This is a genomic window from Dyadobacter sp. HNCC25DJ185, from assembly GCF_056895195.1.
On record NZ_JBXHAR010000007.1, the window covers coordinates 395415 to 408560 of the forward strand.

Annotated in this window: 6 protein-coding genes; 2 read left to right on the top strand and 4 right to left on the bottom strand. The window is 49.6% G+C overall.

What is annotated here, in order from left to right:
- The first annotated feature begins 17 nt into the window (after positions 1-17).
- Positions 18-2465, top strand: coding sequence for a right-handed parallel beta-helix repeat-containing protein (locus tag AC1XUF_RS21640; protein WP_483343918.1), 2448 nt, complete (start codon positions 18-20; stop codon positions 2463-2465).
- A 150-nt stretch (positions 2466-2615) separates the two neighbouring features.
- Here the strand turns inward: AC1XUF_RS21640 and AC1XUF_RS21645 are convergent, their stop codons facing one another.
- Genes AC1XUF_RS21645 through galA form a run of 3 tightly spaced genes read right to left on the bottom strand, consistent with a single transcriptional unit; the run spans position 2616 to position 7614 of the window.
- Entirely contained in the window at positions 2616-4739 is a 2124-nt protein-coding gene (locus AC1XUF_RS21645; RefSeq protein ID WP_483343919.1) for a discoidin domain-containing protein, read from the bottom strand.
- Between the two features lie 26 nt (positions 4740-4765).
- Positions 4766-5137 carry an L-rhamnose mutarotase gene (locus tag AC1XUF_RS21650; protein ID WP_483343920.1) on the bottom strand — a complete coding sequence of 124 codons (372 nt, stop codon included), beginning with the start codon at positions 5135-5137 and terminating at the stop codon, positions 4766-4768.
- A 38-nt stretch (positions 5138-5175) separates the two neighbouring features.
- Positions 5176-7614 carry a beta-galactosidase GalA gene (gene galA / locus AC1XUF_RS21655; protein WP_483343921.1) on the bottom strand — a complete coding sequence of 813 codons (2439 nt, stop codon included), beginning with the start codon at positions 7612-7614 and terminating at the stop codon, positions 5176-5178.
- A 147-nt stretch (positions 7615-7761) separates the two neighbouring features.
- Here galA and AC1XUF_RS21660 point away from each other — a divergent pair, with 147 nt between their 5' ends.
- A complete protein-coding gene (locus AC1XUF_RS21660; protein WP_483343922.1) occupies positions 7762-8649 on the top strand; it encodes a helix-turn-helix domain-containing protein in 888 nt (295 codons plus the stop codon).
- A 75-nt stretch (positions 8650-8724) separates the two neighbouring features.
- Here the strand turns inward: AC1XUF_RS21660 and AC1XUF_RS21665 are convergent, their stop codons facing one another.
- The gene (locus AC1XUF_RS21665) at positions 8725-12846 is read right to left on the bottom strand and encodes a hybrid sensor histidine kinase/response regulator transcription factor (protein WP_483343923.1); all 4122 of its coding nucleotides are present in this window, start codon (positions 12844-12846) and stop codon (positions 8725-8727) included.
- Positions 12847-13146: the final 300 nt, after the last annotated feature.

Below are 13146 nucleotides of genomic sequence, written 5' to 3' on the forward strand. Positions count from 1 at the left end.
AACCAGGACCAATTTTAATGAAACGTTTTGTTCTCTGCCTTTTTCTGGCCTTTATCTCTTTCCGTTTGCCAGCACTTGATTTTTACATTGCCCCAAATGGAAGCGATCAAAATCCCGGGACCAAGGCAAAACCTTTCAGGACAATCGAAAAAGCAAAGTCGGCAGTCAGGCGACAAATCGAGTCCGGGCAGCGGGAAAATGTCACGGTATATTTCAGATCGGGGACTTACCCGATCAGCAAAACCGTGGTTTTTGATTTAAAAGATGCAGCAAAAAATGGTTTTAAGATCACTTACCGTGCCTATCCGGGAGAAAAGGTCACGATCACGGGATCAGAGCACTTAGGCAATTGGAAAAAGCCTGACACGGATCCGAAGTTCTTGCCTGAAAGCGCAAAAGGCCATGTTTGGTATGTAGATTTGAAAAAGGGGTGGGATTTTAAAATGCTTTATCAGGATGAGATTGCACTTCCCAGGTCGCGCTCGGAGGGATTTATGCCCGTTCAGAACAAAGCAGGGGCGGATAACAAAACATTGATCCTGTCTGAAAACTTCCCGATAGATACCTGGGAAAACAGCCGGGGCGTAGAGGTGCTGATCCGCCCGACATTTGCCTGGACGATGAATATCCTGCCGGTCGAAAGTGTAAATGCACAAACCAGAACTGTAAAAACGGCTGTCGGCGGAACATACCCGCTGGACCCGCAGCCGCAGTGGTCGCTGGAAGCGCATCACATTACAGAGACCTGCTGGCTGGAAAACAGCCTTGCCTTCATCGACAAGCCCGGTGAGTGGGCAGTTGACAACTCGACCGGGAAGCTGTGGTTATGGCCCTTGGATGGTAGGCAGCCTAAAAACATTTCGACCCCTGTTTGTACGGAATTGTTTTTGATCAACGGAGAAATGTCAGAGGACAAGCCTGCCGACATTCCCGTTACCGGATTGATATTCAAGGATCTGATATTTGTAAACAATGACCGCTACACCTGGACCAACCAGGAACGCGGGTTTCAGCACGATTGGTCGGCGGTAGACCAGGGCAATGCCATGCTGCGCCTGCGGGGCGCCGAAAGTTGCGTGGTGGAAGGTTGTGATTTCAAAAATGGCGGGACTGCCGGAATTCGGCTGGATTTGCATTGTCGCAATAACCGCATTGAAGGAAATCATATTCAGTATGTCGGCGAACATGGTATAGCACTGTGCGGCTATGGGCCGGGGACGAAGGATGTGAACCAATCCAATGAGGTACTGAACAACAATATCCATCATGTGGGGCAGCAGTATTGGTTTGGTTTTGGGATCTACCTGGCGCAAAGCGGCAAGAATGTGATTACCAATAACCTGGTGCACCACGTTCCGTTTATTGGCATTACCGTCAGCGGGAGCCGCGATTTTAACTATAGCAATGCACGCTATGGGGAAGGGTACAAGGCCATCAGATGGCATGAGATCAGCCCGGCCCACAAAAACGCGATGGCCGACGGGTACGCAAAAGGCACCGAAAGGACGGCGCTTTTTTATCCGTACCTGCACGCCCGTAACAATGTGCTGAAGGACAATGAAATTTTCAGCGCAGTCGAAACAATGGGGGATGGTAACGCGATTTACCTGTCGGGTGCCGGAACCGGGAATGTGGTCCGCCGGAATTTTATCCACGACATTTTCAGTGCCGGTGTGCAAACTGCGCTGCGCCCGGATGATCTGCAGGAACAAACATTGTTTTCAGAAAACATCGTCTATAAATGTGTTTACGGCGCGGTAGAACACAAGCACGACAACAGCTATGTGAACAATATTTTCGCCAATATCTACCCGGTCAACCGAAACGGCGAGCGCTGGGACGAGTGGGCTTATGTGATCTTCGGTCGTGGCCCGAATACGGGGACACGCATTCAAAACAACATCTTTTACGACGGGGTCGGCAGGGATTTCAGATTTTATTATAGCCGGAAAAATTCGCCCCTGACGGATGCATTGATTGACAATAATCTCTACTTCTCAGAAAAATCGGCTGAAAATGCGCAAAAACAGTTGGATACCTTACAGGCGGCAGGCCTGGATATGCATAGCCTGGTGGCAGACCCGCTTTTCAGGGATATTGAAAATCACAATTTCAATGTACCAAACCATTCGCCTGCTGTTGCATTGGGCTTTAAAGCAATTGATACCCGGCAAATCGGCATCCAGGCAAAATGGCGGGAGAAGGTGATCGGCTCGAAATTATTGAGGACGCATATTCTGAAAAGCGCAAAAACAATGGATGCCAAAAACCTGTCGGTCGCGATCACCTGTGACGATCCCGCCGCGGTGATCAGGTTCACCACCGATGGTACCGAACCCACCGAAACATCTGAGATTTACACGTCCCCGCTTTCATTCGGCGAGGCTGTTTTGATCCGGGCCAGGTCTTTTTTGAAAGGATTTAATGACCTGTACGGGGCCACGGATTATCTTGAGAGGGACTAATTCAGAAACCTTATTACGTAAATCATTGGTTAGAAGGGCGGCGGCACGAAAGCCGGTCGGCCGGATGAACGGTGGCAGCGGCAGGGTATGGTATGCACAAGGGCGTTCCATTCCCTGCCTTTTTGACTGCGCAGCGGAAACATAGCTCCGCTATTTCGTGATCACGTCAATTTCACCATAACCCGCATCGTCATTGCCCTGCGTGTTTTGAAGGGCGCGAAGCCTGACGTACCGTGCTTTTGTAGCATCGAATGGCTTAGTCTGGGCCAGTGGATTGTTTTTGATATTTGAAAATTCCCCCTCGTTTGCCAGTTTCCAGTTCTCGCCGTCGGTTGATACATAAAACTGAAAATGCGAAATGATACCATTCGTGCGGCCCTGCCCCGGAAGGTAAGTGAAGCCGGCCAGGTTCTCTTCTTTGCCCAGGTCGATCACAAGATCGGCCGGTAATTTTTGCTGTTTGGGCTGGTACCAGGCAGTGCCAGGGTTGCCGTCGATCACCGCACTGGCTTTTGGGTCTTCCAGATTGAGCAGTTTCCAGCTTTTGTGCGGGATGTCAAATTTTTCCTTTGCTTCCGGGCTGCTGTTCCCTGATTTTGGATCAAAAGCAATGCTGCGAATCTCTACTTTTCCATCCGTCGGGATCGGCGCAGTGTACTTCCTGGATTGCTGACTGGGCTTGCTGCCATCGAGCGTGTAATAGATATCAGATTCTTGATCAGCCGCTTCGATGGAGACTGCCCCATCTTTGTTTCTGCTGATAATCGGCGTGGTAAGTATCTGGGGCGCATTGTAAACGGCAATGTTGGAAATCACCGGGGAACTCTTGGCATCTGTGATCGTGAAGCGGAGCTGGGTGGCCTGTACGGTAGGGAAAACAAGAATGCGTTTATAGCCGATTGTGGTTTGCGAAGCTAATTCTTTCCATTCGTTGCCCACCCTCGCTTCAATCTTAAAGGCTTTCACACGCTGACCAAGTGGAATATATTCCTGTGCGAGAAAGCGGTTGAAGGTCGTAGGTTTGCCAAAATCGATCGTCAGTGAAGCGGAGGTCAGGTTATCGTCCGTTGCCCAATAGGTCTCACTTTTCCCGTCCACTGCCTTTTCGGGACCGAAATCTCCGGCATTACCCCGGGTGTTGGAAGCAATGACCTTTTTCTTTGCAGCAAGGTCAACAGCAAAAGCTTTTTTGACGGCATCGGCTAGTTCCACCACCGCTTTTTCGTCATTTTCATGGATCAGCCCCCGTTTGTCGACCGGGAAATTGAGCAGCAACGTGCCATTCCGGCCAAAAGAACTGTAATAAGTTTCCAGTAGCCGGGGCAGTGTTTTGACCTTGGTATCCTCATATTCATGATAAAACCAACCCGGACGAATGGAAGTATTCACTTCCCCCGGCACCCACGAATCTCCGTTTTCCAAACCATTTCGGAGCATTTCCCGGGTTACTTCGCCAGTTGCATTCAACAGGCTCCAATTTTTTTCACCCACATGTCCGTCTTCGGTGCCTACCCAGCGCAGGTCCGCTCTGTCGCCGCCATCGTTCCAGATAACGATATTGGGTTGCAATTTCCGGATCAGTTTGTAGGTATTGGGCCAATCGTAGTAGGTCCGGGCGTCGATGCGGCGTGTTTCTTTGGCTCCGCCATAAAATCCAGAACCACCATTTGCGCCGTCAAACCAGATCTCGAAAATGTCGCCATAATTCGTGAGCAGTTCCGTAAGCTGGTTGCGGAAGTAAGTAATGTATTCGGGCTTGCCGTAATCGGCATAATTGCGGTCCCAGGGTGACAGGTAGATCCCCATTTTGAGGCCATATTCTTTGCAGGCATCTGCCAGTTCGCGTACAATATCCCCTTTGCCGTTTTTCCAGCCGGAGTTTTTCACCGAGTACTCCGTGTACTTCGATGGCCACAGGCAAAACCCGGAATGGTGCTTTGCCGTGAGGATAATGCCTTTCATACCGGCAGCTTTGCAAACCCGCGCCCACTGGCGGCAATCCAGCTTTTCAGGGTTAAAAATCTTGGGGTCGTCTTCGCCATATCCCCATTCCTGGTCCGTGAACGTGTTGGTCGACAAGTGGATAAAGGCATAATACTCCATCTGCTGCCAACGGATCTGGTTTTTGGTCGGCACCGGGCCAAATGGCTTGGGAGGGGTAGGCTGCCCGAGACAATTCCCGGACAATTGTGCTAACAAAAGCACGGTTAAAAATCCTCTCAGGATATTCCTTGGATGATTGAGCAGGCTGTTTTCCAACTTACATTTTTTCATTGTGTTACTATTCCGGTTGTTTTTTATCATTGTTCCTCCTGTTCCATTTTGTAGATCTGCTCCATCAGGTGCCACTTCTGGTTGGCTGTGGCCCCGGAGGTGGTGGCCTGGAACCGGGACATATATTGTTCCCATTCGTCCTGGCGGGGTTTTTGAGCAAGTTCGCGCATCGCCTGCTCGTGGTCGAAATCGGCGACCGTATCCATAATCATGAAAAGCCGCGTACCTAACAGGTAGATTTCCATATCCAATATGCCCACCTCTTTCATGCCTTGTGTAATTTCCAGCCAGGCGGCGCCTTTTCCATGTGCTTTCTTATACGATTCTATCAGTGCGGGATCATCGCGCAGTTCCATCGTTTTGCAAAAGCGCCTGAAACCTCTATTCATTTGTTCCATTGATACGTTGTTTCTGTTCTGTATGTTAGGTTAAAAGTCTACTTATTGACGGTCAGAATGACTTCCGCACCCTCCAGCGAATCCGAAGTTGCGCGGAGCTTGATGGTCCCGGCCTCCCTGTCCGATTGTACCAATACCTGGCAAAGGCCATTGAAAGCTTTCCGGCGGTCGGCCTTGTCCGGCTCGTGGCTGCTCGGATTGCCATTACCAGTGCCTATGATGCGACCGTTACCCTCAATCGTGAACCTGATTAAATTGTCGGCGGTAGGTACCACGCGACCTTTGGCGTCTTTGATCTCGATATTGATGATCGCCACGTCGCAGCCGTCTGCTTTCAGCCACTGGGTGTCCGCTTTCGCTGCCAGCCGGGACGCGGTGCCGGTTGTTTCTAGGATCTGCGTGGCTACCCGCTTGCCGCCTTTAAAGCCCCTCACTTCCAATTTCCCGGGCGTGTAAATAAGGTCCTGTTCAAAATACTCGAAAGCGGAGAGCTGCTTTTTGCCGACACTTTTGCCATTGACAATCATTTCCACTTCGTCGCAATTGCTGTACCCCCTGAATTTAATGGGCTGGCCTTCTTTCCCCGCCCAGTTCCAATGCGGGAACATGTGAACGACAGGCTGATCGGTCCATGCTGCTTTGTAGCCGTAGTACCCGTCCTTTGGAAATCCGCAAAGGTCCATGATGCCGAAATGCGAGCTGACGCAGGGCCATCTGTACGGTGTCGGCTCTCCACGGTAATCAAAGCCCGTCCACACGAAGGTGCCGCTCAGATAGGGATATAAAACAATGTGCTTCCAGTCCTGTCCGGGCTGCAGGCCCCAGCTAATGCCTTTGCCGAAATTGGATACATAACCCTTTTCTTTGTCGTCTACGTATTCACCCCGCGTGGAGACATAACTCGTTGATTCGGTGACGAACATTTTCCGTGACGGATATTTCTCGTGGTCTTTCACGTACTGCATGCCGCACTGTCCGTAGTTGTAGCCGACCACATCGAGCACATCACTATATCCTCCCTCATTCCAGCCGTGGTTCATCGCCGCGGTGACCGGTCGGGTAGGGTCCAGCTGATGGGCTGTTTCAACCATTTTTTCAAGGATCCTTGTCCCGGTGACCTGGCCTTCCAGCGACTCTTCATTTTCGACACACCACATAAAAACAGACGGGTGGTTACGGTCCCGCAGCATGAGTGTTTTGAGTTCTTCGAGGCCGTCGGGCGTACTCGTCAGTAACCGGTTTTCGTCCAGCACCAGCATCCCTTCACGATCGCAGATGTCGAGGACTTCCGGGGTAGGCGGGTTGTGGGCGGCGCGGTACCCATTGCTGCCCATTTCTTTGAGCAGCCTGATTTTGTACAGGTTAATTTTGTCGGGAAGTGCGACACCTACTCCCGCAAAATCCTGGTGATTGGCGGTGCCCTTGATGGGGTAAAGTTTTCCGTTCAGAAAGAAACCGTTTGTTGTAATCTCTACGGTCCTGATACCAAATGTAGTTTCATAATCGTCGACGATCTTTCCATTTTCGACGACCTGTGTCTGTACCTTGTAGAGGTTCGGCGTTTCCGGGCTCCACAGCTTTGGTTGTGGGACCACTCCGTTCTGGGACAATTCCCTGCTTTGTAAAGGCGCAACCGAATCCAAACTTGTCTGCGTATCCAATACTTTTCCGGCAGGATCTAAAAACCTGGAAACGAGCTGAAAGGACCTGGTTGTCTGATGTTCGTTTTCGATGGTGGTTTTTATGTTGACGACGGCTTTTCCGGTTGTGACGACAGGTGTTGTTACAAACGTCCCGAACCTGGCCACATGAAGAGGGGCAGTTTTGGATAGCCATACATGCCGGTAAATCCCGCATCCTTCGTACCACCATCCCTCCGTGTCAATCGCATCAACCTTTATCAATATGACATTTTTTCCTTCGTCCCCGTATCGGAGTACCTCGCTTAAATCATAAAACGAGGGCGTGTAGCCGGATTTGTGGTTGCCCATCAAATGCCCGTTCACCCACACCGTGCTGTTGCGGAAGATACCGTCAAACTCAATGGATATTTTCTTTCCAAGGTCGGCCGTGCTTATGGCAAACTCTTTCCTGTAAAAGCCGATGCCTGTGGGCAGATAGCCGTTTCCAGCTGGCTGGCTGCTGATATGGTCGTCGTGCACATAATTTTCTTCGATCAGCCAGTCGTGAGGGAGGTTTATAGTGCGCCAGTCGCTGGCCTTGTAGCTGGCTACCTTGTTTTTGTCGGTGTAAGCGATGATTGCTTCTTCTCCCTCCACAACTTTGACATCCGCATCAGTGAGCCCGCCTTGTCTGCCCGCTTTAACAGCGCGTTTAATGGCAATATCACCCTTGTGGAACTGCCAGTCGAAATCAAAATTCTGCCGGGTCCTGCTTGTTTGTGCCGGCGCAGGATGAAAGCCGGAAGCGAGCAAAATGATTGCTATCAGTAAGAATATGGGTCTTTGAGCGGGCATTCAGCGTTCATCGTAAGGGTTTCTGCAATTCAATCGCGGGCCAGAGGCCAAAACTAGGTTTCGCTCCCAAAAAATAATGGATGATAAAAGACTTTTTCTTGACTAAAACAGACTTTTACTATATTCAGGTCTATTTTGTCACGATTAATGAACAAACGATTTCTGGCGCAGACACTATCGCTGCTGAACACAGACTACGTTCAGCTCGATTCCCGGTGGAACTATAAAAATGTGATAAGCCCGTACCATCGGATCTACTATATCGACGCGGGCGAGGGGACCATTTCAGATGTCGCCAAGACATTACAGCTGGAACCAGGCTATCTGTATATCATTCCTTCGTACACACTTTGTAACCTGGTCTGCGAGAACTACCTCAGCCAGTATTTTGTGCAATTCTTTGAGGAATCGGCCAACGGGTCTTCGCTGTTTTCCGACGTAAGGCATATACATAAGGTAAAAGCCAGTGATATTGATCTGGTTAACTTTCGGAGATTGGTTGATATCAATCCGGGCAGGGGGATCAACCGATCCGATAATCCTCAGGTTTATGAAAAAAATATTTATTATAAGGAGTATCAGGAGCTCAATAATCAGCAGCGGTTTTCAGACTTTCTGGAAACACAGGGGATTTTGTTTCAGTTGATATCCCGCTTTACGGTTCCCGAGATTTTTCAGTCGCGACAAGCCAGTGTTATACCCGTGAAGGTGCTCGAAGCCATGCGGTTTGTGTATGTCAATCTGCACCTCCCGCTTTCTGTAAAACTGCTGGCAGACCGGGCAAACCTGAATTCCGAATATTTTTCGCGGCTTTTTGAGAAGCATACCGGTACACGTCCGCTCAGCTTTATCTACGGTGCGCGCATCGAGAGGGCTATGCATGTCATGGCCACCAGCATGGCATCTATGTCCGAACTTGCGCACCTGACCGGTTTCGAGAGTGCTGCTCACTTTACGCGTGTATTTAAGAAAGTTACCGGCAGTCCGCCTGGGGCCTATCGGAAGCGTCTGCAGCTTTCACAAGTCCCGGAGTAAGCTTTATCCGCCGTTGCCGAATATCCGTCCCTGGCTTGTCAGCGGCCCTGCTTTAACCTCCGCCAGGCCCGGGAATCAGAGCTCACTTTTGATCATCGGGCCATGTCTCCTTTTTTTTAATTTGTATTCCGTAGGAAGCATATTGAATTTAGCTTTGAACGACTTCGCGAAATAGTTGGGGGCCGTAAAGCCTGTCATGTAAGATATTTGCGAAATGCTCAAATCGCTGTTTTCCAGAAGTAAAGCTGCTTTTTCAAGCTTTATTGAACGGATGAATTCGATGGGTGTCTGACCGCTCATTTCCAGTACTTTGCTATAGAGCGTTCCCCTGCTCATACCGACATGCTTACTTAGATTTTCTACACTGAGCTGAGCGGTGTGGAGGTTTTTTTCAATGTAGGACAGCATATCCTTCAGCAGTTTTTCCTGGCTCGATTCCATTTGCGGCGCCTGGCCTGAAACCTTGAGATGGCGGGAATAGACACCCTTTAACAGACGGTTCAACAAAATGAGATTGTTGATCTTCGCATTCAGGATATCAAAATTGAATGGTTTGGTCAGGTAATCGTTTGCGCCGGAGTTGAGACCGTCCAGTTGCTGCTGCTCGCCGGTGGATGCAGTCAGTAAAATAATAGGGACATGTTTTGTACGCTTGTCCGACTTGATTTTCTGGCTCAGTGTGATACCGTCCATTTCGGGCATAGCAATATCGCTTACAATGAGTTCAGGGTGATGGCTGAGCGTTTTTTGCCAGCCTTCTTTTCCGTTGCTTGCTTCGATGACGTGGTAAAAGGGCATCAGACTTTCTTTCAGATAATGCCTGAACTCGTCGTTGTCCTCGATGATCAAGACATTGGACAGGTCTTCCAGGTTTGTTTTTTCATTTCTGGCGGCCGTATTTTCGAGGACAAGCGCTGTTTTCACTGGTTCGGGGCTGTGCGGCTCAGCCAGCCGATTCGGCGGGTTGTCGGGATTAAGGGGCAGCCGCACCGTAAAGGTACTTCCCAAGCCGCGCTGGCTCGCAACCGTAATATTTCCCCCATGCAGCTGAACGAACTCCCGCACAATGGACAAGCCGATACCACTTCCCTGATTGAGTACCGACACGTCGGTTTCGTTCTGAAAGAAGCGGTCGAAGATCTTATCATGTTTATCCTCCTCAATGCCTATTCCGGTATCTGATATAGCGACTATGAGCCAATGCTTGCGCTCCGGATCAGTTTGCTCAAAGATTTCCAGTATCACTTCTCCGCCTTTGGGCGTGAACTTGAATGCGTTTGAGAGCAGGTTGAACAGGACCCGTTCCAATTTGTCCGCATCAAAATCCATCCACAGCTGACTAAGTTTGCACTCGATCTTAAACCGGACCGCTTTTCTGATGGAAAGGTCGCTGAACTGGTCACAGGTATCCTTGATAAACAAAATAATATCCCTCTGGGTAAGGTCCAGCCTGAGCTCCTGCTCCTGCATATTTTTAAAATCCAGTAGTTGGTCAACAAGATTGAGCAGTCTTTTAGCATTCCGTTTGATTGCTGTTACCGGCGGATGTAGTTCGGTGGACCTGGTCTTGACCAACAGGTTTTCTACGGGCGCCAGGATCAGGGAAATGGGGGTCCTGAATTCATGACTTAAATTGGTAAGAAATTTAATTTTCAACCTGTCGAGCTCCTGGGCTTGCTCAGCTTCCGCACGTTCCTGTTGTTCTCTGAACTCCCTCTGGAGCTTCTGAATACCGCGGCGTCTCATGACATACACGATGGCGAAAGGCGTGAGAAAATACACCATATAGGCGTAGATGGTAAGATAAAAAGGGGGTTTGACGATCACAGCCACGGAAGTGGTTCTCGGGCTCCAGTTGATACCATCGCTGCTGGCTTGTACTTCAAATGCGTATTTCCCAGGGCTCAGATTGGTATAGCTGGCCAGATTGCCGGGGCCTGTCTCATTCCATTCAGATTGCATGCCGAGAAGCCTGTGCCTGTAATGCATCTGTCTGGGGTTTGTATAGTCAAGCGCGGCATAGCCCACCGAAAAGTTCTGTTTGTAGTCGAGGCTTATCTTTTTTGCTACAGAGATATCTGCATCAATGAAATTCGAATCTGCGGGTGTGATGCTGCGGTTACCGATCCGGAGGTCTTTCAGAATGATGGGAGGGATGCGTTTACTGCCGGGCAAGCGGCGTGTGTCGATATAGTTGAACCCTGCAATCCCTCCAAAGAAGAGCGCATGGTCGGAGGTGCGTATTCCTGAACCGAGTACGAATGTTTTGTCCTGAATGCCATTGTAAGACGTATAATTTGTGAACTTTTGGTTCCTGACATCAAAAGAGCTGATACCTTCGTTGGTGCTTACCCAAATGCGGCCTTGCATATCTTCCAGGACTTTATTGATGATTTTGCTGGTTAACCCCTCTTCTTCCCCGAAGGAAATAAACTTCCCGGATTTGGGATCGTACCGAGCCAGTCCCTCCCCGTAAGTGCCTACCCAGATATTTCCTTTTTTATCTTCTAAAATGGATGATACAATATTGCCCGGAAGGTTACCAGACTGTTTGTCAAGCAGCACCGATTTCCGTTTAACGGGATCAAATACGGCAATGCCGGTCCCGTGTGATGCTATCCAAAGCTTTCCCCGGCTGTCCAGCAGGATATCCCTGATGTAGCCATTGAGCGGAATGATCCTCTTGGAAACCGGGATCCCCACGTTGTAGTATCTTTCAAAACGTTTCGTTGCCGGATCAAACAGGTGTACTCCACCGCCATTGGTGCCTACCCAAAGCTTACCAGACGGGTCTTTTTCCAGACAGAAAATCTCATTGCTGCTGAGGCTGCCGGGGTCTTTTCCACGGGTATACTGTGTGTAGGCACCTGTTTTGGGGTTAAACCGGAACAGCCCGTCCTGGAAAGTCCCGATCCAAAGTTCGTTGCTTGAAACCAGTTCCAGGGTGAGAATGGCCAGTCCGGATGCAGCATTCCTGTTTTTAGGATTGATCGGAAATTTCTTAAAGAGATTTGTTTCCCGATTGTACAGATTCAGTCCGCCGCCATCTGTGCCGACAAAGATTTCGGCTGGCCCTGCCTGAGCAAAGGAGGTAACAAATGGTGCGCTCAAGCCGTAGGGATCGTTGATGTCGGATCTTACCAACCCGAAAATGGCCAGATTTTTATCATACTTGTTAACACCCCCTTTATAGGTGCCCAGCCAGCAAAGTCCCTCATTGTCAATCAGTATGCTGCGTATTGATTTGTTGCTTAGGCTGAATTGGGTCCGGGCATCGGGGCCATAACGGGTAATGCTTCCGTCGTGGGTATCAAGAATGTTAAGGCCTGCATCTGTACAGATCCAGAGTCGGTGATCATTCTCCATGGCGATTGCAAAGACCATGTTCGTACTCAGCGAATTCTTATTGCCAGCCTCATATTTGAAGTGCTGTTTGATTTGTCCGTTCGCATCAAGCTTGAACAAACCGCTGAATGTGCCTACCCATATATTGCCTTCCCGGTCCTCAACGATAGATTTTACGGTAGGTGAGCCGGCCTCGTCGGGCAGGGATGCGAGATAGTTAATGTAGGTGTGATTTTTGCGAGAGGGGTCTATTCGGAACAGTCCGTTCTTGGAGCCTACCCACACCCTTTGCCTACTGTCAACTGCTATACTGAGAATCAGCCCTTTGGAGATTTCAGCGGGAATCTCGGGTGCCGAGGAAAACGTGCTGACCCGATTACTTCCCGCCTCTACGCAGGCCAAGCCGCCAGTTGTTCCTACCCATAGCCTCCCGGATGCGTCGCTTGTCACACTGGTGACACTGCTGGCGGATGATATGCCTACAAACGAATCCTTTTTCCTGTCATAAAGATGTAGTCCTCCTTCAATCGTACCGACCCAAATGCGGCCGGAACGGTCCTGATGCAAACTTGAAACATCGCTGGATCTGAGTGATGTGGAGTCTCTCTTTTGATGGCGGTACACCAGGACGTCCGTGCCATCAAATCTGTTCAGGCCGTCGTCGGTTGCAAACCACATCAGCCCGTAACGATCTTTTAAGATGGCCGTCACCGTATTGGACGATAACCCATCCATAGAAGTGAGCGAGGTGAACTTCGGCACCGCAGGCTGGGCCAAAACAACGCACCTGACTGCACCTAGCGCCAGAAGCAGGCTGGCAAAACGGTATGTAGAGAGGACCTTTGAGCGCATTGATCTGATTGAGTTGAATAGGTACCCAAAAACGAAAGAAAAATTCTAAAAATGCAAGTTTGTCATAGAATCGGGCATTTTTCTGGTGCAATTGAACATTAGTATCGGTAAAATGAACAAATATGCTCACACCAGGGCTCCGCAGTCGTTTACTTTTGTCGGATATAAATCAAATAATATCTCGAAAAAATGATGAACGCGGTTGATCAAATCGTAGGGCAAAGTTATGCCTTAATTAAGTATTGTCAAATTGACACTTCCCCGACAGTATCCAGGCCGGGTATCCGGTTCAATCTAATT